The organism is Methyloprofundus sp. (assembly GCF_965251085.1).
GTDB lineage: Bacteria > Pseudomonadota > Gammaproteobacteria > Methylococcales > Methylomonadaceae > Methyloprofundus.
Genome location: NZ_OZ252594.1, coordinates 1,976,937 through 1,998,981 on the forward strand (window position 1 = coordinate 1,976,937; position 22,045 = coordinate 1,998,981).

General features: G+C 43.1%; 20 protein-coding genes. 7 read left to right on the forward strand and 13 right to left on the reverse strand.

All coding sequences use genetic code 11. From position 1 onward, the window contains the following. Positions 1–24: 24 nt before the first annotated feature. Positions 25–711 (reverse strand): rhomboid family intramembrane serine protease, encoded by a 687-nt coding sequence (locus ACQY3F_RS09075; protein ID WP_428354507.1) that lies wholly within the window; start codon positions 709–711, stop codon positions 25–27. Between the two features lie 280 nt (positions 712–991). Between ACQY3F_RS09075 and ACQY3F_RS09080 the strand changes: the two genes are divergently transcribed. Then, complete coding sequence (locus tag ACQY3F_RS09080; protein ID WP_428354508.1) at positions 992–1,633, forward strand: DUF3047 domain-containing protein; 642 nt, start codon at positions 992–994, stop codon at positions 1,631–1,633. Positions 1,634–1,697: 64 nt separating this feature from the next. On the opposite strand, the gene fae is transcribed toward ACQY3F_RS09080, so the two are convergent. The 3 genes from fae to ACQY3F_RS09095 form a co-directional block, all read right to left on the reverse strand. After that, positions 1,698–2,213 carry a formaldehyde-activating enzyme gene (gene fae / locus ACQY3F_RS09085; protein ID WP_300371908.1) on the reverse strand — a complete coding sequence of 172 codons (516 nt, stop codon included), beginning with the start codon at positions 2,211–2,213 and terminating at the stop codon, positions 1,698–1,700. Between the two features lie 102 nt (positions 2,214–2,315). Continuing rightward, positions 2,316–3,146: a triphosphoribosyl-dephospho-CoA synthase gene (locus ACQY3F_RS09090; protein ID WP_428354509.1), complete on the reverse strand. Its 831-nt coding sequence runs from the start codon at positions 3,144–3,146 to the stop codon at positions 2,316–2,318. A 14-nt stretch (positions 3,147–3,160) separates the two neighbouring features. Next, positions 3,161–4,072, reverse strand: a complete 912-nt coding sequence (locus ACQY3F_RS09095) for an ATP-grasp domain-containing protein (protein ID WP_428354510.1) — start codon at positions 4,070–4,072, stop codon at positions 3,161–3,163. 331 nt (positions 4,073–4,403) lie between these two features. Between ACQY3F_RS09095 and ubiG the strand changes: the two genes are divergently transcribed. The 6 genes from ubiG to ACQY3F_RS09125 all read left to right on the forward strand — a co-directional run bounded on the left by ubiG (position 4,404) and on the right by ACQY3F_RS09125 (position 9,779). Further along, positions 4,404–5,111, forward strand: a complete 708-nt coding sequence (gene ubiG, locus ACQY3F_RS09100) for a bifunctional 2-polyprenyl-6-hydroxyphenol methylase/3-demethylubiquinol 3-O-methyltransferase UbiG (protein WP_428354511.1) — start codon at positions 4,404–4,406, stop codon at positions 5,109–5,111. Between the two features lie 4 nt (positions 5,112–5,115). Beyond that, a complete protein-coding gene (locus ACQY3F_RS09105; RefSeq protein WP_428354512.1) occupies positions 5,116–5,802 on the forward strand; it encodes an HAD family hydrolase in 687 nt (228 codons plus the stop codon). Next, complete coding sequence (locus ACQY3F_RS09110) at positions 5,789–6,517, forward strand: SDR family NAD(P)-dependent oxidoreductase (protein WP_428354513.1); 729 nt, start codon at positions 5,789–5,791, stop codon at positions 6,515–6,517. Before ACQY3F_RS09105 ends, ACQY3F_RS09110 begins: the two co-directional genes overlap by 14 nt. An 11-nt stretch (positions 6,518–6,528) precedes the next feature. Then, the gene (gene sufT / locus ACQY3F_RS09115; RefSeq protein WP_428354514.1) at positions 6,529–7,077 is read left to right on the forward strand and encodes a putative Fe-S cluster assembly protein SufT; all 549 of its coding nucleotides are present in this window, start codon (positions 6,529–6,531) and stop codon (positions 7,075–7,077) included. A 140-nt stretch (positions 7,078–7,217) separates the two neighbouring features. Continuing rightward, positions 7,218–8,000 (forward strand): pentapeptide repeat-containing protein, encoded by a 783-nt coding sequence (locus ACQY3F_RS09120; RefSeq protein WP_428354516.1) that lies wholly within the window; start codon positions 7,218–7,220, stop codon positions 7,998–8,000. A 417-nt stretch (positions 8,001–8,417) separates the two neighbouring features. After that, a complete protein-coding gene (locus tag ACQY3F_RS09125) occupies positions 8,418–9,779 on the forward strand; it encodes an IS1380 family transposase (RefSeq protein WP_428352972.1) in 1,362 nt (453 codons plus the stop codon). Between the two features lie 230 nt (positions 9,780–10,009). Here ACQY3F_RS09125 and ACQY3F_RS09130 read toward each other — a convergent pair whose 3' ends face one another. From ACQY3F_RS09130 to ltrA, 9 genes are all read right to left on the reverse strand, one after another. Continuing rightward, positions 10,010–10,618: a DUF3465 domain-containing protein gene (locus ACQY3F_RS09130; protein ID WP_428354517.1), complete on the reverse strand. Its 609-nt coding sequence runs from the start codon at positions 10,616–10,618 to the stop codon at positions 10,010–10,012. Positions 10,619–11,456: 838 nt separating this feature from the next. Further along, complete coding sequence (gene dapB / locus ACQY3F_RS09135; protein WP_428354519.1) at positions 11,457–12,266, reverse strand: 4-hydroxy-tetrahydrodipicolinate reductase; 810 nt, start codon at positions 12,264–12,266, stop codon at positions 11,457–11,459. Between the two features lie 5 nt (positions 12,267–12,271). Further along, positions 12,272–13,414, reverse strand: coding sequence for a molecular chaperone DnaJ (gene dnaJ, locus ACQY3F_RS09140; RefSeq protein WP_428354521.1), 1,143 nt, complete (start codon positions 13,412–13,414; stop codon positions 12,272–12,274). A 335-nt stretch (positions 13,415–13,749) separates the two neighbouring features. After that, positions 13,750–15,678: a molecular chaperone DnaK gene (gene dnaK / locus ACQY3F_RS09145; RefSeq protein ID WP_428354523.1), complete on the reverse strand. Its 1,929-nt coding sequence runs from the start codon at positions 15,676–15,678 to the stop codon at positions 13,750–13,752. A 93-nt stretch (positions 15,679–15,771) separates the two neighbouring features. Beyond that, positions 15,772–16,383 carry a nucleotide exchange factor GrpE gene (grpE, locus tag ACQY3F_RS09150; protein ID WP_428354525.1) on the reverse strand — a complete coding sequence of 204 codons (612 nt, stop codon included), beginning with the start codon at positions 16,381–16,383 and terminating at the stop codon, positions 15,772–15,774. A gap of 247 nt (positions 16,384–16,630) precedes the next feature. Next, positions 16,631–17,671, reverse strand: coding sequence for a heat-inducible transcriptional repressor HrcA (hrcA, locus tag ACQY3F_RS09155; RefSeq protein WP_428354527.1), 1,041 nt, complete (start codon positions 17,669–17,671; stop codon positions 16,631–16,633). 88 nt (positions 17,672–17,759) lie between these two features. Next, a complete protein-coding gene (locus ACQY3F_RS09160; protein ID WP_428354529.1) occupies positions 17,760–17,948 on the reverse strand; it encodes a hypothetical protein in 189 nt (62 codons plus the stop codon). A gap of 267 nt (positions 17,949–18,215) precedes the next feature. Beyond that, a complete protein-coding gene (locus ACQY3F_RS09165) occupies positions 18,216–19,577 on the reverse strand; it encodes an IS1380 family transposase (RefSeq protein ID WP_428352976.1) in 1,362 nt (453 codons plus the stop codon). Positions 19,578–19,928: 351 nt separating this feature from the next. After that, positions 19,929–21,242, reverse strand: coding sequence for a group II intron reverse transcriptase/maturase (ltrA, locus tag ACQY3F_RS09170; RefSeq protein ID WP_428354428.1), 1,314 nt, complete (start codon positions 21,240–21,242; stop codon positions 19,929–19,931). Between the last annotated feature and the right edge of the window lie 803 nt (positions 21,243–22,045).

Genomic DNA, 22,045 nt, shown 5'->3' on the forward strand with positions numbered 1-22,045 from the left:
CTGGGCATTATACCTTAAAGGCATTTATGCAGGATAATCTTTTCTAAGGAAAAAACGAAATAATAAAAAACCAGCTATAAAGCCACCCAAATGCGCCCATAATGCAACATCTGACGCCCCTTCATAAAACAGAATTGACGTAGTGGCTTTGGACATCTGAAAAATCACCCATATTCCGATAAAAGCAATCGCTGGCACTTCAACAAAAATGGGCAATAATAAAATAGGGATCCAAATCACCACTTTTGCGTACGGGTAAAGAAAAAAGTACGCCCCTAAAACGCCGGCAATTGCTCCTGATGCTCCAACGACCGGCATAACCAGGTGCGGCGTGTAAAGGCACTGGATTGCGGTAGCAATAAAGCCACATAACAAATAAAAAATGATAAACCGTCCGTGCCCCATCCTGTCTTCAATATTATCGGCAAAAATCCACAGAAACCACATATTAAAAATCAGGTGCCACCAGCCACCATGCAAAAAAAGGTTACTGATAAACGAAAAATAATAATCAAACGGGTAACCCATGGCTATTGCCCACTCAGGATCAGTATAGCGCCTGGGCACCATACCAAATACCTGGATAATATAGTGATGAAATTGAACAGGTGAGGCTTTAACCAACAAAAACAGTGTAATGCATATAAACATAAGCCCCCAAGTGACGTAGGGCCGAGTGTAACAGGGTGCAGTATCTCTGATAGGAATCATGAATAAACTGTATTTAAAAAGAGTTAATTAAGTTGCAACACAAAATACTGTACCATGTTAGGTAAATTAGTTGCTAGATATGCTTAGGCAACTCGCAATAAATAACCCACCAGTATTACTTGTCTTTTTGCCTGTCTTCTGCGTTGCAACTTCGGCTACATAGCCTGCTATGCTCCCTACGTTGCGCCTTGAATACAAACAAAAAAAATCCTGCGCAATACTGGTGGGTTATTTATTGCATGTTACCTTACACAGAAACAGAGCCTACTTTACAAATAATATGCGCTTACGAATTTTATACGCCCTTTCCTTGCTCTGCCCCCTAAATAGCCATGCTGAACCTATTGTTATCAGTGATTTTTCTACTCAGAAACTTAACGGCTGGGAGCAAAAATCATTTAAAGATTACACTCAATACCAAATCGTTAATTTAAACAAGCAGTCAGTTCTACAGGCTAAAAGCGCAGCAAGTGCGTCAAGTCTGTATAAAGAAATACATATTGACTTACAGAAAACACCTTATTTAAACTGGTCCTGGCGTATAGAGAAAAAACTTTCCATTAGCGATGAACAAAGCAAGCAGGGTGATGATTTTAGCGCACGTATTTACCTTATTATTAAAGGTAAATGGGGGTTCTGGCAAACGCGGGCAATCAATTATGTCTGGGCTAATCATAGCCCTGCCAATACAGCCTGGGCAAACCCTTTTGCGGGGGACAGCGTAATGATGGTCGCTGTGCGCTCCAATAGCGATAATGTAAAACAATGGTACAGTGAAAAACGCAATGTATTAGCTGACTTTAAAAACCTCTTTGGCGAAGATATCCGCTTTGTAGATGGGCTGGCTATTATGACCGATACCGACAATTCGGCAGGCAATGCAGTTAGCTATTATGCTGATATATATTTTAGCGAAAAATAAGCAGCAGGCAAAAAAAAGCCCCGGATAAACCGGGGCTTTTTTCAACACTATTTAATCGTTAAGATTAAACTTTGTTTGCAGCAAATGGATGCTCTGAAGTTGCTTTTTGAGCAACAACTTCAGCTGCAGTTGGAGTACCTGCTACAGCATTTTTAATAGATGCTTTAACCGCATCGTAGTTGTTTTTCTCGATTGCTGTGTCATCTTCAGCTAACCAGTGAATGAAAACACCCACAGAGATGAATAGATCATCAGCTTCATCAGCTGGGATAGTTCCATCTTCAACACAATCAGCAACAGCCATTGCAACACCACGTTGTGCTGGGCCAAACATTTGAACTGCTTGCTTAGAACCTTTGATGGTTACTTTGTTGAACATAACAGTTGCAGGCTTAACCATAAGGTTAGGAGCAACAACAGCTAATAAGCTTGAGAAACCGTCTTTGTTGTTTGTTAAGCAGTTTGCGAAAGCAGACTCTGCAGCTGAACCACGAGGTCCAATCATTAAGTCAATGTGCGCAACTTCGTTACCGTCACCGTTTAAAGATTCACCAACGCGTAAGTTGTTAATTTTAGCCATGCTACTAATATCCTCTGAAAAAAAAGAAAAAACTATATCAAGAATTGACACTTTACAATGCCCTATTTTTATGGAAAACAATAATCACAATCCAGACAAACCTCACCCAGATAATAACTGCTCTAACTGTGCTACTAAAACGGTTACTACTGTAAAATCAGCTGCTGTCCCGGGATTAATCCCTGCGGACTTAAACTCACTATCAATTTTCCCTAGCAAGCCCATTAACTGTTCGGGTTTATCTGTTTTGGATAACTTATCATCAACCAAAGCCATTTTATCCATTACCAAATCGGTATATAGATCGGCATATTTTCGTTCGATATGACTATCTGGATATGTAGCTAACATCGCCGCATAAACTGCGACAGCCGCCCATTCCGCATCACCCCACCGATTGAATTTTGCATTATACCTTAAAACCAAAAATTCGAAAACATCTTTATAATTTGATATAAACTGCAGCGCAATTCTATCTCGATCACTTGCAATCCGCATCGCTTGTGTAAGTGTCACATCAGGCTTTACAGCAACATCCTGCTCATCTGACTTACCCAGACCTCCCGGCGCAGCCAATGCGATAGCACGAAAACCCCATTCTGCATCCGCCACAGTAGTATTAGCCAGCACATCTGCTAACATTACCCTTAATTCACTTGCCGTTTTAGCTTTTTCTGCAGCCAGTAATAATGGCGCACATAATAAAATAATACCTAAATTTGTATTACACCCTACCGCTTCCCGAGTCGCCTTTACCGCATAATAAATTCGCTCGCCCAAGCTATAATTAGCATTTGTTAAAGGCGAGGCACTTTGCTCCGCACTCAGCCTAAAATCTGCGGCAGTCATATCATGTCCATCGGCATAAATACTAACATTACCGGGCTTAAATGCACGTAGTTCAATTTCACAGGCATATTCATACGCTTGCATTAATTGCTGCTGACTTAACATACAGCCCCCACCTTTTCTGGCACGACACAAGCGCTTAATAAATCATCCACCAAAATCTCGCCCACTCGCACATCACAAACACTTTCCAACCCTTTCCAGGCGGGGATACTATTCACTTCAATCACTTGATAAGTGCCCTGCTGGTTACAAATAATATCCACTCCCGCATAGTTCATTTGCAAAGCTTCGACTGCTTTTATAGCTATCTCAGCCATCCCTTGATTTATCGGCACAGCTTCACAAGTCGCACCCCGGGCAACATTATTTAGCCAATGTATTCCACGTCTACGCATACTGGCAATAACCTTTCCAGCGACAACAAATACACGCCAGTCAGAATAACCCTCACCCGCACACGAAACAAAGCGCTGTAAATAATACACCCCATTCGAGTGCGTTAACCAAAATAAGTCGCTTAACTTTTCTATGCGCCGAATACCTTCACCCTGAGATCCAAAAATCGGCTTACTAATCAACTGATGCCCTGCCTTTAATTGCTCTTCGGCAATTGCCAAAGCCTCGTGCCGGTCTCTCAATACCCATGTCTGAGGAGTGGGCACAGCAGATTGTTGCAGTAAAAAACTGGTCATCCCTTTATCCACACTGCGCTCTATTGCATGCCCATCGTTATAGACGGGAATTCCCATAATTTTTAGCGCATGCAATATATCCAGATACAGCACCACTTCTTCCAGAGAGCCACCTGGTACACCGCGCACAAACACAGCATCAGGCAATGCCCCGGCAAAGCCAGGGATATAAAGTGGTAAAAGCCTTTCTTGCAACTGGATGCGACATTCAGTTAAAGAAACATACTCTGCACTATATCCACGGGCGGCAAAAGCCATGCGTAATTGCTTCCCATGCCAGCCAGGATCATCGGTAAATATTGCTATTCGTCCCACAATAAATTTAAAACCTGTAAAATAGTAAAAAAATATTATACCGTTAATTAATCTGCAACTACTTATCGATATTACTCAACGTTTGTATATAGCTTGTTTTACCATGAAGCACATGAAGAGCTTGAAGGTTTTTTTAATATATGATTTTACCGTGATTGCTTTATTAAAAATTTCTTCTTCATGGCCTTCATGACCTTCATGGTAAAAAATCATCATATAACATGGAATCAGCAACTAAACGACTGTGTTTCATACGTTAATTATTGATACAATGTCCGAATAACCTAGTATTCTAGTATACTATAGCCAAAATCATTACCCGCTTATTATCATGACAGCATCAGAGAACGTACACGAACACGAAATTAATAAATTTGGTTCACAAGCCGAGCGCTGGTGGGATAGAAATGGCGAGTTCAAAACGCTACACGACATTAACCCACTACGCATCAGTTTCATTCAGAAATTCATCAGCCTGCAAGACCAACGCATCGTTGATGTAGGTTGCGGCGGTGGTATTCTTACTGAAGGACTCGCTAAAAAAGGCGCTGACATGCTCGGCATAGACTTAAGCGAAGATCTGATTGATATTGCTGACTTGCATGGTCTGGAGTCGGGCATCAATGCCAACTATAAGAAAATTAGTGCAGAAGCTTTAGCAGAGGCAGAAAGCACTAGTTTTGATCACGTGGTTTGTATGGAAATGCTGGAACATGTACCCGAACCCGGTTCGGTTATTGCCGCCTGCGCAAAAATGGTCAAACCCGGCGGCTACGTCTTTTTCTCTACCTTAAATCGCAAGCCAAAAGCTTACCTATTAGCCATTGTTGCAGCGGAGCACATCTTGAAAATGCTGCCCGCAGGAACACATGATTATAAGACTTTTATCAAGCCCTCTGAATTAAGTCAGTCAGCCCGCAATGCAGGGCTTGAGTTACAAGGAATGATAGGCATTCAATATAATCCATTGACGAAAAGCTTCAGCTTAAACAAAAATATAGACATTAATTACATAGCGGCTTACAAACGCCCTGAATAATATCATGAATAACCAGTTCGGCTTATCTTGCGTGTTATTTGATTTAGATGGCACTCTACTCAATACAGCACCAGACCTAACCACTGCCCTCAATAAAGCGCTGGTACGACATAACTTCGCAGAAGTGGCTGTGAATGAGATAACGCCTTATATTTCTTATGGTGCAGCCGCCATGATTGAAACCGCACTAGAACATGAGGTCAGTGATACCATTAAGGCTGATATTTTAGAGTACCTATTGGATTACTATGAACAACACATTGCAGAATTTACTCAGCTTTATGACGGCATGCCTGAATTATTAGCGACATTGGAAAATGCAAATATTCCCTGGGGTGTCATTACCAATAAACGCGAACGCATGACCCACCCTTTGATGCATGCTCTGGATCTAAGCAAACGTTCTGCCTGTATTATCTGTGGCGACACGACGGCCTATAGCAAACCACATCCTGAGCCTATGTTAACTGCTTGTAGACAAATACAAGTTGCTCCCGAAGAGTGCCTTTATATAGGCGATGCCAAGCATGATATAACCGCAGGAAAAGCGGCCAATATGAAAACCCTGGCCGCAACCTGGGGCTACCTTAAACCTGATGACAAACCACAAGACTGGGGAGCTGACGCATTAATACATCACCCAACGCAAATTTTAGACTGGATAAGTACTCAAAATCATGCCTTTAACTAAGCAAACCATTCTTATCACAGGAGCAGGGGGCGGTTTAGGCAGCACCGCTGCACTGGCACTGGCAAAGCAAGGCGCAAGCATCATTTTATTGGATAAAAGCATTCCTAAATTGGAAAAAATTTACGATGCCATTATCGAAGCTAAGGCCCCTACTCCCGCAATTTACCCATTTGATTTAGCTGGCGCAACAGAAGTGCAATATCATGAGCTAGCGAGTACCATTGAAGAAAAATATGGGCATTTAAATGGTTTACTGCACTCAGCAACAGAGCTTGATGCATTTACACCGATGGCTATACATAGCACAATGGCATGGGGACACACACTGAATGTAAACTTGAATGCTGTTTTCATGCTTACACAGGTGTTACTTCCTGTACTGCAAAAGGCAGAGCATGCCTCCATCGTTGTCACTAGCGACTCCTTTGTACGCGAAGCCAGAGCCTATACAGGCGCCTACGGTGTATCAAAAATCGCAGTCGAAAGCTATGCTAAAATTCTCGCAGAAGAACTTAGCGATGCAGGCAAAATTAGAGTGAATATTTTAGTCCCTGGACCGGTAAATTCTCCCCTGAGAAAAAAAGCTTTTCCTGCCGAAGATAAAAATAAACTACCCGAAATGAATGAAATAAGCCCAGCATACCAATATCTATTCGGTAAGCTAAGCATAGGCACAACAGGCCAAACTGTTGATGCACGAACTTTTAAATTATAGTAGGTCCGATCATGTCTGAAAGAGAAACAATTATCCTGACACGTGATGTCAACGTTGTGCTTATCCCGGATGGAAATCACGGCACCCTCAGCAAAGGCAAAGAAGTGACCATCCATCAAGATTTGGGTAACAACTATACTGTTGTTACCGATCATGGGCATATGGTAAGAATTTCCAGTGCCGATGCGGATGCACTAGGCAAAGAATCTCATGAGCTGCATACCTTAGTCTCGGAAACGGATGCCAGTGCCGTGGAAAAAAATTGCTGGGAAGTGATGAAAACCGTCTATGACCCCGAAATTCCAGTTAATATCGTAGACCTCGGCCTAGTCTATAACTGCAATGTTGAACCGGCCGGCCAGGAACTAAATAGCGTACGCGTTATGATGACCCTGACAGCTCCCGGCTGTGGCATGGGCCCTGTAATACAGGGTGATGTAGAAAAAGCCATTCGCGCTTTACCTGGGGTAGATTCAGTTCTGGTAGAAATCGTACTAGATCCGCCTTGGTCACGTGAAATGATGTCTGAAGTCGCGCAGGTACAGCTTGGACTTTTTTAGCCCTGCCCTGATCATTAAAACAAACGCGTAGGGCAGGCTTTAGCTCGTCAATTTAAAATGCGGGCTGAAGCCACGCCCTACGCCGTATTATGAGCTACTCATAAATTCCGATAGCTATTGGTATAAACAGGAACCTCCCCATGAAACTCTTAATAAATCTCGCATTCGCACTAAGCTTGTCCGGTCTTATTGCCAACTCTGTTTCTGCTGCTGATTTAACCCGTAGCGAAATACAACAACTGCTTAAAACAGCCAGCAAATCGAACCCTGCAGACCTGCGCCGCAAAGATTTAAAAGGTCTGGACTTATCTGAAATCGACTTCCGCAATGCTGATTTATGGGGCGCAGATTTGCGTGGTGCCAATTTAAGTAAAAGTAACCTGTCTGGGCTGGTATTAGATCTAACCGTTATGACTGGCATCAATTTATCGGGTGCAGACCTATCTAGGGTAAGCATCTTCGGCGTCAGTATGATGCGTTCTGATTTAAGCAATGTAAACTTTAGCAACAGCCGAGTTATTGCCAACCTAGACAATTCCAATATGACTAATGCGAACTTATCCAATGTACGCTGGGGTGCTGATATGAAAAATCAGCCTATGGGATTAATGCGCGTTAGCCTGAACAAAGTAAACCTGACAAATGCAAATCTTAAAAATGCCGATTTAGGCCGTTCCACCATGCGTTTCGCTAACTTAAGCAATGCAAATTTAAGCAATGCGATCTTAATTTCCGCGCAACTAGACGCTGCCAATTTTACTGACGCCAATCTTAGCAGCGTTGATTTCACAGCGGCTAAACTAGGCGAAGCAAACTTCACAGACGCTATCTTAACAGGCGCAACGTTTGCTAAAGTACAAGGACTAGACAGTGCTCGTGGATTGAAAAACAACAAAACCAAAAGTGCTAATATATTGAATTAGAATCTAGGAAACCAGCTGTCGATCAATAAATGAAGTAACTACTCAGCGTATCTGAGTAGTTACCAAAATAGATTGTATATTTCCAGCCAGGCACCAGAGAAGCAGGTATTTTATAAAAAATATCATGATAGAACAAGCGTTTTGTAGGATGGGCAAAGGAGGTACGACGTGCCCATCATGTTTTCGTTGATGGGCACGGATGAAGCCCTTTGCCCATCCTACAGTGTTTATTTTGCTGTAACTACTCAGTATGTCTGAGTAGTTACTAAATGAATTTCAAAAGCGGAAATCTCTACAAAGCCTGATAGAAAATATTATCACCTAAATCCTGCAAGCATTATACATAATAATCCACAAAACTCCTTATTAAACAATGATATAATATCATTTCCCTGATTTCACTATCTCATTGTTTTAATGAAGCCCTCTAAAGTATCAAAATCCTCATCTCACGTAAGAAACCGTACCCGAACGGTAAAAATGACATCTACAGCACATGGATTGACAAGCCAGGCGGGACTGATTCCCGTCGTGAAATATTTAGACAGGATAGGTTTTGAAAAAACCGTAAAACAAAGCGTTCCACATCGGCGGGGTGAAAATGCAGACCATCACTTATCTGATGTGGTTCTATTGACGTTGGTTGGCATGATGGGGGGAGCAACATCAATGGCAAAGGTGACGACCGTATGGGCAGATAGCGTACTGCGCAAAGTAGCTGGCTGGATAAAGATTCCTGTTGAAACCACAATTTTACGGATCTTTAAAGAAGTAAGTGATAGGCAGATAAGCCAGTTTGAAACGCTCACGCATACTTTGCGTGGTCAACACTGGCGGCGATTGCTTCGTTCCGGAAAATCGAAAACTGGCATACAATCCGTCCAGTGGGTCGATGTCGATTCAACTGTGGACACCGTTTGTGGTCGACAAGAAGGAAGTGCCAAAGGCTTCAACCCCAAAAAGAAAGGTGCCCGTTCATACCATCCACAACTCGCTTTTCTAGCGGAAACAAAAGAAATTTTACAAGCCTGGTTCCGGACAGGCAATGCCTTTACAAGCAATGGTGTTGTAGAATTTACCAAACAGTTACTTGCACACTTGCCCAATCGGATGCGCATTATTTTTCGCGGTGACAGTGGTTATTTTGTCGGTGATTTGCTTGAATTTCTCGATACCAGAGGGCATGGGTATCTAATAAAGGTTAAACTTAAGAATTTGAACGCATTGCTGGCCAAACAGGCCTGGACAGCCATACAAGGCCGACCCGGTTGGGAGCAGAGCGAGTTTCAATATCGTTGTGGTGGCTGGTCTCGCTCTCGTCAGTTTGTCGCGGTCAGGATAAAGCAACCTAAACAAGTGACAGGACCTCAGTCCGAGCTTTGGGATACGGCAGAATATGACTATTTTTGTTATGTAACAACTGAACCTCTATCGCCTTGGCAAACACATAAGAAGTATGGTGAACGAGCGACGTGCGAAACATGGATTGAAGAAGCAAAATCACAAATGGGTTTAGGTAAAATCAGAACGAATCAATTTCTGGCTAATGCCGCATTATTTCATTGCGCCGTTCTTGCCTACAATACCGTGCGCTGGATGGCTCAATTGAGTGGCAACAAAACGTTGTGCCAATGGGAGCCGGATACACTTCGTACTTATCTGATTCGGGTGGCTGGAAAATTACTCACAGGCAATAATCAGCTGAGAGTCAGAACACCTGCAGATCCGCTCTATCCACAGGAATGGGATGATTGGGTTAAGGTGGGGTTACTCGCTTAACATTAACCGAAGTTAAGTCACTTTGATTAAAAGGTCATGGCACGTTGGCAGGGTGTTTATTGCCTTGGGCTCGGGGGATATCCATACGATACAAAAAATTTCCTCTATTTATGATTTAAATCTGGATATTTTGATCGGTTGGACAAAGAGGGCTGGCAAAGCGGCAGTAAAAACCTAATAACCACTTAGCTAGACAGGTTAATGAGAGTCAAAATATGGGCTTGCAGGATTTAGGTATCATGTAAAACCCAACCATCTTCATGTTTCCCTGCTGGATCATAATGTGTCCAGTGAATCACCCAACCTTGCTCGTTCCACTCATATTCACCAAAAAATTCAATAGCGTCGCCTAAGGATAAGACATTGATTTTTGGTGCTAAATCAATATTATGTGCTATCAGTAAAGTTTGCCCAGAAGCTAACTCTATGATAAATCGTTGGTGACGTGAGCCTTGAAGATCGTCAGCCAAAATAATCAGCACCGTCCCCACTCCACGCACTTGCACATCACTGGTACCACTGGCGTATAATTCGGCTAATATTTCGTCATAATCAGGTTCAAGCTCTATAAAATCAGCAATATTACCAACTTTTAACAACCCATTGAAAATATCACCGTAAACAAAAACTTCATCTGCTTTAATACCCACATAATTATCAGTATCAGGATAATGACGCACTAAATAATCATCAATTTCGTAGGTGGACCCTCCAGCAGGACTGAAAAATTGAGGAAAAGCCGTTTCAGCATAATCAAACAGTTGATTGCTATCACTTAGCCTATCGGCTGATACCACAAATGAAAAACAATATAGTACAAATAATAAAACAACTCGCATCGCATTAACTCCGAACAATTTATCTTGTCTACTTGAGTTTATTCTATGGATGCCAGCGCTTCAATAGCTGGCACTTTTATATTTCCAAAATGTGATCATAACCACATTGTCATACTTCGCGCAGTCAGGGATGCGGTTCAACCTAGAAAATCAATTGAGCGCGAATTTATAGTGCAAGATATTGAATTGATATAATACTTTCAAAAAATTTCCTGATTACCCATAACCCTCAGCTATACTTCGTCATTCCTGCATGTTATCCAGTCAAGCGTGGGCACAAGCTTAAGCAGGAATCTAGTCGGATAAGCATAGATTCCCGATACAAGACTTCGGGAATGACGAGGTTTTTAACAGACTGATGTTTCAAGCTTTATTCTACTATGGCTGAGAGTTGTACGTAATCAGGAAACATTTTAGCTTCACCCATAGGTTAAGCGGACATTTTTTGGAAGTGCGGTGGAATCAAGAGCTTATGCTAGAAAACGTGAGCAACTAATTTTTCAGGTTTATCAATAGCAAAGCCTGCCCCGTACTTGATACGGGGACACTAAAACTGGTGCATAGCTGACTTCGTAGCTATCGGTAAAAACTCAGCCACTAGAAATCCGCAGTCGTAACCGCGCTAGGTACATGTAAGTACTGATGCATAATTATGTTAACATTTGTGTAAAGGTTTTTGCGGCTGATGGGTAGAGCGTCTTTTTGCGAAACCCATCATTTTATGTGGGATTGATGGGTTTCGCTGCGCGCTCTCACGAGTCACTGCGCACCTAAAAAACCGATGCTACGTTCTACCCACCCCACAGAAATGTTAAATTAATTCACCTCATGTACTTATTTAGATATCCTTCAAACCCAGAACATCCTGCATATCATATAAGCCATTATGCTGATTCTCTAGCCAAACTGCAGCACGTACCGCACCATTGGCAAAAGTCATTCTGCTGGTAGCTTTATGGGTGATTTCTAAACGTTCGCCTTCATCGGCAAACATGACCGTATGCTCACCCACGATATCACCCGCACGAATAGTGGAAAAGCCAATTGTTTTACGAGCACGTTCGCCGGTATCACCTTCCCTGCCATATATAGCGCAGTCTTTTAGATCACGTCCTAAAGCATCTGCAATTACCTCACCCATACGTAAAGCAGTGCCCGATGGCGCATCTACCTTATGCCTGTGGTGAGCTTCTATGACTTCGATATCAGTATAATCTCCCATCACTTTTGCTGTCATTTCTAGCAGCTTTAATGACAGATTAACCCCTACACTCATATTGGGTGCGATAACGATAGCCGTATCTTTAGCAGCTGCTTCGATTTGAGTTTTCTGCTCTGCACTATAACCTGTCGTGCCTATCACTATATTTTTTCCAGCCTGACGACAGATCTCGATATATTGCATCGAGGGTTCGGGACGAGTAAAGTCAATCAACACATCGAACTCATCCAGCGCATTCGCCAGATCCTCAATGATGCGAATATTATTCGTGCCAATACCTGCCAAGTCGCCTGCATCTTTACCACAAGAGGCGCTTCCAGCTCTTGCGATAGCAGCACTTAACGTAGTTTTCTCTGCCAGCGCTGCGGCTTTAATCAAACACAAGCCCATACGCCCCGAAGCACCGACAACCGCAACTCTGATCATGCTGATTACCCTGTTAATTTATCAAAAAAGTTTTTTACACCATCAACCCAGCCATGTTCTTGCGGGCTATGGTGTTTCCCCCCAGAAGATAAGGTCTCACGAAACTTTTCAACCAAGGCTTTTTGTTCTTTAGTCAATCGTACTGGCGTTTCAATCTGCACACGACACATCAAATCTCCGACAGCCCCACCCCGTACGGGTTTAACACCTTTACCACGTAAGCGGAATAATTTTCCTGTCTGTGTTTCGGCAGGAATTTTTAATTTCACCTTGCCGCTAAGAGTAGGTACCTGCAAATCACCACCTAGGCAGGCAACCGGAAAACTAATCGGCACTTCACAATATAAATTGGCACCATCACGAGTAAAAATAGGATGATCTTTGACCTGTACCTGTACATATAAATCACCCGCTGGGCCACCATGTGCACCTGCTTCTCCTTCTCCACCCAGGCGTATACGGTCTCCGGTATCAACCCCTTTAGGCACTTTAACCGATAAGGTTTTATTTTCCTGTACACGTCCCTGCCCCTGACATTTACGACAAGGATCTTTAATTTGTTGTCCAGTACCATGACAGGTAGGACAGGCCTGTTGTACCGAGAAAAACCCCTGCTGCATTCTGACTTGTCCATGTCCCTGACAGGTAGAACACGTAACTGGACTGGAACCTTTCTTGGCACCTGAACCACTACATTCGCCACAGGTTGTTAATACAGGTACTCTGATTTTTGCTTCGGTTCCGGTAACCGCTTCTTCGAGTGTAAGCTCCAGGTTATAGCGTAAATCTGCTCCGCGCTGCACATTACTGCGTTGACGACCACCTCCACCGGCACCACCAAAAATATCGCCAAAAACATCTCCAAATATGTCACCGAAGCCCTCAGCTCCACCGCCACCACCAAAACCACCCGCGGAATTATCCACACCAGCATGACCAAATTGATCATAAGCAGAGCGCTTCTGTGCGTCTGATAATATTTCGTAAGCCTCTTTTACCTGCTTGAATTTTTTCTCTGCGGCTTGTGGCTTTTCTTTATTTCTATCAGGGTGATACTTCATTGCCATCTTGCGATAGCTTTTCTTTATTTCTGCTTCACTTGCGTTTTTTTCAACACCCAGTAGCTTATAAAAATCTTCTTTTGCCATTGTTCAGTCCACACCCTGCTAAATTTGAAATTATTTTTACTCATACAAAGACTGTTTTCAACCTAGTGATCCGAACACAGGCATCTGCAGTTAACCCTAGAAAAATCAGTTGCTCACGGTTTCTAGCACAAGCTCTTGATTCCACAGCACCCGCAAAAAATATCAGCTTAACCTATGGTTGAAGCTAAATTTTTTGAAAGTGCTCTATTAATTCAATACCTTGCACTATAACTCCGCACCCAACTGATTTTTCTAGGTTGATACAACAACGCCCCGTCACAGAATATTCCGTGACGAGGCGTCTTCCATTAATAAAATGGAGTAGTTGTAACGACTTATTTTTTATCGTCGTCTTTTACTTCTTCAAACTCTGCATCAACAACACTGTCATCAACATCAGCTTGTCCTGCTGCGCCTTCCATATCAGGAGCACCTTCAGCACCTGCTTGTTGTGCATAAGCACGCTCAGCCAGCTTGCCAGAGAGTTCAGTCAAAGCCGTTGTTTTTGCTTCGATAGCCTCTTTATCATCGCCTTTCAAGACTTCTTTTAGCTCTTCTACAGCCGCTTCAATAGCCGTTTTTTCTTCGGCAGTCACTTGCTCACCAAGATCTTTTATTGATGTCTCAGTTGCATTCATCATGCTTTCAGCTGTATTACGCGCAGAAACCAGCTCAGTTACTTTTTTATCTTCTTCAGCATGGGCTTCAGCATCTTTAACCATGCGTTCAACCTCATCATCCGACAAGCCACTCGATGCTTTAATGATGATCGACTGTTCTTTGCCAGTTGCCTTGTCTTTAGCAGAAACGTTCAAAATGCCGTTGGCATCTATATCAAAGGTCACTTCAATCTGTGGTACACCACGACGTGCTGGTGGAATGTCAGCCAGATCAAAACGGCCTAATGATTTATTACCTGTCGCAACTTCACGTTCACCTTGTAATACATGCACAGTAACAGCAGCCTGATTATCATCAGCTGTAGAAAATACCTGTGATGCATTGGTTGGGATCGTAGTATTTTTCTCGATCAACTTGGTCATCACACCACCCATCGTCTCAATACCCAGAGACAAAGGAGTTACATCTAATAGTAATACGTCTTTAACATCACCACCTAAAACACCCGCCTGAATTGCAGCACCTAAAGCGACAGCTTCATCAGGGTTAACGTCTTTACGCGGCTCTTTACCAAAAATTCCCTGTACAATTTCCTGCACTTTCGGCATACGTGACTGACCACCGACCATAATGACATGATCAATCTGGCTAGCAGATAATCCAGAATCTTTTAATGCCATTTCACATGGGCCTTTAGTACGCTCAATTAAATCAGCAACTAAAGACTCTAATTTAGCACGCGTTAATTTAACATTTAAATGCTTAGGTCCAGAAGCATCAGCTGTCACATACGGTAGATTAATATCCGTTTGCTCAGTAGAAGACAATTCAATTTTTGCTTTTTCAGCCGCTTCTTTTAATCGCTGTAAAGCTAATGGATCATTATGTAAATCGATTCCATTGTCTTTTTTAAATTCAGCAGCCAGATAATCGATGATACGTAAATCGAAATCTTCACCACCCAAGAAAGTATCACCATTAGTCGCTAATACTTCAAACTGGTGCTCGCCTTCAACTTCTGCAATTTCAATAATCGAAATATCAAAAGTACCACCACCGAGGTCATATACAGCAATAGTAGAATCGCCTGGCATTTGATCCATACCAAAAGCTAATGCAGCGGCTGTCGGTTCATTGATAATACGTTTAACATCAAGACCCGCTACACGACCGGCATCTTTTGTTGCTTGACGCTGTGAATCATTAAAGTAAGCAGGAACGGTAATGACCGCTTCTTTTACTTCTTCGCCTAAAAATGCTTCTGCATCTTTTTTCAATTTCATCAACACACGTGAAGAAATCTCAGGAGCAGCCATTTTCTTACCATGGCACTCTACCCAGGCATCTCCATTTTCTGCTTCGATAATATTGTAAGGCACCATTTTGATGTCTTTTTGTACCACATCATCCTTAAAGCGACGTCCGATCAGACGTTTAATCGCAAATAAAGTATTTTCCGGGTTAGTTACTGCCTGACGTTTTGCAGACTGACCGACTAATACTTCATCGTCTTTAGTAAATGCAATAATAGAGGGTGTAGTACGTGCGCCTTCGCTATTTTCGATAACGCGTGCTTTACCATTTTCCAGAACGGCAACACAAGAGTTAGTCGTTCCTAGATCAATTCCAATCATTTTAGCCATTGAATGCTCCAAAAAGGTTTATATATTTAAAAGTTAAATCTGATATGTGGTTGTTAATTTTAATTTCAAGCCTGAAATTAAAATTGACGCAAACTATGCACTAGCTTGGGCAACCACTACCATTGCTGGGCGAATTAAACGGCCATTTAATACATAGCCTTTTTGAAATACATTCACTACCGTATTGGGTTCAGCATCCGCTGAAGGTACCATAGTCATCGCCTGATGAAATTCAGGGGCAAACGGTTGACCGACAGGATCAATTGCTTCGATATTAAATTTAGCGAACACCGCTTCAAATTGTTTAACGGTTAATTCACTGCCTTCTTTTAGTTTGACAACTTCCGGCACATCGCTAGTCGCCGCCTGTATGCCTAATTCCAGTGAATCAATCACACCGAGCAATTCTTTGGCAAATTTTTCCAGACCGTATTTATGCGCGCTATCCAGGTCTTTTTGTGTGCGTCGCTTTAGATTGTCCATTTCAGCCTGAATACGCAAAACTTTATCCCAGTTTTCAGTGGCTTTGTTCTCTGCCTTAGCCAATTGCTTTTGCAATTCTTCTACCGAAAGTTCTGCTTCTGCAGCCTCTAGCTCCTCAACTACCTCTGCTTCTTCATTATCAAGTTCAGCGGCTTGTTCAACAACATCTTCATCCAGTTCGATATCTAATTGAGACTCCGGGGATGGCTGGTCTTTACTCATTTATTGTGCTCCAGAAAATATGGTCACTTCGACTACGCTCAGTGACCGTTTATTAAGGAACGTGCACGGAAATAATTAAGCAACTAACTTGTCTTTTTATCCGTCTTCAGCGTTGTACAAACACTTCATAGCTGACTATGCGCCGGTTTCTACACCTTGAATACGAATAAAAATCCTGCGCTAGATGCTCAACTTATTTCGTGCGCGTTCCTAAGATGTTTTTATGATGGGGATGCTTGCTGTTTATTCAAGACTTGGTATTTAAGGCAGCACCTAATAATTTTGCTGTGACATCAACATACGGGATAATTTTCTCATAAGCCATTCGCGTAGGCCCTATTACACCTAACACGCCGACAACTTCATCATTAACGGAATAAGACAAAGTCACCAGACTGCAGTGATCAAACGCCTGATAACCGGACTCTTCACCTATATAAATCTGTACGCCATCGGCTTCCAGACATTTATCCAGCAAGTGAATAATGCCACGCTTCTGGCTAAAGGCATCAAATAAGCCTTTTAAACGATCCATATCCGATAGCTCAGAAAAACCCATTAAATTAGTTTGCCCTGAGAGAATATAATCATCCTTTTTATCATCATTACTAAACGCCAGTTGCGCCATACTCACTGCGTCCAGCATGCTTTGGTTAACGCGTTGCTGATCTTCCTGTAATTCTTTTACAACTGCTTCACGAACTGCAGCGAGGCTTTGCCCGGAATACAGTGAAGTCAGGTAGTTTGCAGCTTGTTGGAGTTCTGCAGCAGAAAACTTTTTTGAGGTATGAATAATGCGGTTATGCACTTCATGCTCGTTAGTCACGAAAATAACCAGCACACGGGCATTGGATAAGGGTAAGAACTCTATATGCCGCAAACACACCAGATTAGTACGCGGCAAAGTCACTACACCCGCCATATGTGATGTTTCAGATAGTAATTTAGATGCGGCGCCGACTACATCCTCATTTTGCTGATTGCTTAAACCCTCATGTAATAACCCCAGCTCCTGTTCTTGCAAGGGCTTTACTGATAATAAGGTATCGACAAAAAAACGATAGCCACTCACTGTCGGCACCCTTCCAGCCGAAGTATGAGGGGAATGAATCAAACCCAACTCTTCTAGGTCAGCCATCACATTGCGAATAGTTGCTGGACTTAGGTTTAAATCAGAATCTTTGGATAAAACGCGCGAGCCAACGGGTTGACCATCATGTATATAGCGCTCTACCAGGGTTTTTAATAATTGTTGCGAACGATCATTTAGTTCAGGAGTTACTACCACATCTGCCTCAATTAGTAATTAGTAGCACTGTAGTCGTGCGAGTGACAGCAAAGGAAAATAACAGCTTATTGAGAAAGAAGCAATATTGTTAATCCTGATCTAAACCCTGACTTGCCAAATACTCTTCATAAGTCCCACGAAAATCAACGATCCCGGATGGCGTTAACTCCAGGATACGCGTGGCCAGGCTAGATACAAACTCCCGATCATGACTAACGAAAATTAACGTTCCTGGGTAATTTTCTAATGCCAGGTTTAGCGCTTCAATCGACTCCATATCCAGATGGTTAGTCGGCTCATCTAGTAATACCTAAATCCTGCAAGCCCATATTTTGACTCTCATTAACCTGTCTAGCTAAGTGGTTATTAGGTTTTTACTGCCGCTTTGCCAGCCCTCTTTGTCCAACCGATCAAAATATCCAGATTTAAATCATAAATAGAGGAAATTTTTTGTATCGTATGGATATCCCCCGAGCCCAAGGCAATAAACACCCTGCCAACGTGCCATGACCTTTTAATCAAAGTGACTTAACTTCGGTTAATGTTAAGCGAGTAACCCCACCTTAACCCAATCATCCCATTCCTGTGGATAGAGCGGACCTGCAGGTGTTCTGACTCTCAGCTGATTATTGCCTGTGAGTAATTTTCCAGCCACCCGAATCAGATAAGTACGAAGTGTATCCGGCTCCCATTGGCACAACGTTTTGTTGCCACTCAATTGAGCCATCCAGCGCACGGTATTGTAGGCAAGAACGGCGCAATGAAATAATGCGGCATTAGCCAGAAATTGATTCGTTCTGATTTTACCTAAACCCATTTGTGATTTTGCTTCTTCAATCCATGTTTCGCACGTCGCTCGTTCACCATACTTCTTATGTGTTTGCCAAGGCGATAGAGGTTCAGTTGTTACATAACAAAAATAGTCATATTCTGCCGTATCCCAAAGCTCGGACTGAGGTCCTGTCACTTGTTTAGGTTGCTTTATCCTGACCGCGACAAACTGACGAGAGCGAGACCAGCCACCACAACGATATTGAAACTCGCTCTGCTCCCAACCGGGTCGGCCTTGTATGGCTGTCCAGGCCTGTTTGGCCAGCAATGCGTTCAAATTCTTAAGTTTAACCTTTATTAGATACCCATGCCCTCTGGTATCGAGAAATTCAAGCAAATCACCGACAAAATAACCACTGTCACCGCGAAAAATAATGCGCATCCGATTGGGCAAGTGTGCAAGTAACTGTTTGGTAAATTCTACAACACCATTGCTTGTAAAGGCATTGCCTGTCCGGAACCAGGCTTGTAAAATTTCTTTTGTTTCCGCTAGAAAAGCGAGTTGTGGATGGTATGAACGGGCACCTTTCTTTTTGGGGTTGAAGCCTTTGGCACTTCCTTCTTGTCGACCACAAACGGTGTCCACAGTTGAATCGACATCGACCCACTGGACGGATTGTATGCCAGTTTTCGATTTTCCGGAACGAAGCAATCGCCGCCAGTGTTGACCACGCAAAGTATGCGTGAGCGTTTCAAACTGGCTTATCTGCCTATCACTTACTTCTTTAAAGATCCGTAAAATTGTGGTTTCAACAGGAATCTTTATCCAGCCAGCTACTTTGCGCAGTACGCTATCTGCCCATACGGTCGTCACCTTTGCCATTGATGTTGCTCCCCCCATCATGCCAACCAACGTCAATAGAACCACATCAGATAAGTGATGGTCTGCATTTTCACCCCGCCGATGTGGAACGCTTTGTTTTACGGTTTTTTCAAAACCTATCCTGTCTAAATATTTCACGACGGGAATCAGTCCCGCCTGGCTTGTCAATCCATGTGCTGTAGATGTCATTTTTACCGTTCGGGTACGGTTTCTTACGTGAGATGAGGATTTTGATACTTTAGAGGGCTTCATTAAAACAATGAGATAGTGAAATCAGGAAAATGATATTATATCATTGTTTAATAAGGAGTTTTGTGGATTATTATGTATAATGCTTGCAGGATTTAGGTATGAATATTTATCAAATAGTACGCATTTCATAAGCGTTCTTGATTACCCACAACTCTCAACTAGACTCTGTCATTCCAGCTACCATTATTAAAACGGAACAAAGCAATGTAGGCTGGGTTAGCTTATCTAGCGAAGCGCAGATAACGTAACCCAGCACTTTACGTATACGGGGCTTTGCTGGGTATCGGGTCAGAGGAGGCCGCAGCCTCCGTCTGCCCACAGCACCGTGCGTACGGGTCCGTACACGGCTCCTCACGCAAGACTTATCCATTGAGAAACCTCAAACCAATGCTTCACCCTTCGGTCAGATCGTATTTCCTGCCCTTTCTCTTTTATAAACCAACTATTCGGATAGGCTTTCGTCACTGCTCGCGCATTTGATAACACCCACCGTTTGTTGTTTGAGAATACGGCATTCCCTGCTTGTTTTCGCGGTACTCCTCGTTTGATCAGTTTTCGATACAGGTGCTTTTTCCTCTTTTGTTGATCCACTATCCTTGATCGTAATCGTCGCCTTATATGCGCTTCAATTTTCTTTAGTTGCGCGGGGTAATAGGTCAAACTGTAGTAGTTTGACCAACCCACGTACCATTGATTGATCTCGTCTAGTGTTGTTTCCAGAGTCTGATGAGTGCCTCTTGGGGTCAGTTCTTTGACTTTATCCATGGCGGCTTGCAGGGCTTTATGCGCAATCGCAATCATCCCGCCTACCACGGTAAATCCCAAAAACTTGACCTTCTCGGATTTGGCCACTTGGCTTTTATCCCGATTCACTTTCAGTTTTAGCTTCTTTTCGATAAATTGGCTGACTTTTTCCATGACTCTATCTGCCGCTTTTTGCGATTTGACAAAGATGTTACAGTCGTCTGCGAATCGACAAAACTCAAGTCCGCGTTTTTCCAATTCCTGATCCAGTTCATCCAGAACTATGTTGCTCAGTAAAGGGCTTAGTGGACTTCCTTGTACCGCCCCTTCTTCGCTTGAGGTAACGACACCCTTTATCATGACACCGCTTCGCAACATGATCCCTACGAGACGAAGTATCCGTTTATCCGATACTTTCTCTCCCATTCGGGCTATTAACCGGTCGTGGTGGATTCGATCGAAAAACTTCGATAAATCAATATCTACCACATAGGGCTTACCACTTTTTATTATATGTTGAGCCATTTGCACGGCTTGGTGCTGACTTCGTCCTGAGATAAAGCCGTAACTATGCTGTGAAAAATCCCGCTCAAAAATAGGGTTTAGTAGTAGTTTCATGGTTGCTTGTACCACTCGATCTCGTACCGTCGGTATGCCAAGTAGTCGTACTCCCTGGCCTTGCGGCTTAGGTATTTCTACTCGACGTACGGGCGAGGGTTTGTAAGTCCAGTCTGTCAGTTCCTGTTGCAGCTGGCTTAGCTCTTCGTCTAAACTGGCTTCAAAGTCCACTATGCTTATCCCGTCTATTCCAGGCTTGCCTTTGTTCTTCTTTACCTGTTCAAATCCTATAGTCAAGTACAATGTTGAGCATAGGTTTTCGAAAAGTCTTGGTTCCTCTTCAAATAGGTCTCTTTGGTTCATTTTACTCTTTCGTTTGCAGTGGTCTTTCATGCATCTCGCACAATCCATTCGTTCACAGTATACGTTGTGAATAGTGAGTTGCTCCTTTCAGGCAGATGTCATACCACCAGTCTATAATCAACGGCCGTGACCGCTTACGTGTTCCGCCCTTCACCTCTAACACCCTGTTGCTGATTCGATGTTTTGCCCTCATCCATGTCACCATGAATTCATCGGCACCGAACTTTACGATTACTATGGCTTCATCTGAAAACCCTCGGTCCATAACGACTACATTGCTGCAGCGCCTAGGGCTTAAAGAGTCGCAGTTACTCCGACCCAAATCCGACGGCTCCTCACTGGGTAAGATAGTCACCCGTTTCTCAATCTACCTACCTTCAATACGACAACCCGTTACGGTGAGAATGTCGGGCTTTGGTGGTTGCAGACACCTTACCCCCTGATTGCCGCCTTACAAAGGTTCACTTTCGCTTAGGTGATTGATTTGGCTAGAGCTTCCTTCAGATTCCGCATTGGCTCTCTATAACCGTGGTTCCCTGTTGGGTAGCTATGGAGAGTTTCTTTGGACACCCTTGCTTTCGCCTACTTCTTCCCTTCTCACAGGGCAAAGGCTGGACTTTCACCAACTAGCTGACTATCATGCCAGTCACACTACGTTTTTTTACTTCGTTAAAAAAATCTAACCCAGCCTACGGTGTCCCGCCTTAAGTGCGTAGCCGTCATTCCTGCATGCTTTTAGCAGGCATCTCGTAGGTTAAGCATAGATTCCCGATAAAGCTTGTGCCCACGCTTGGCTGGGTAGA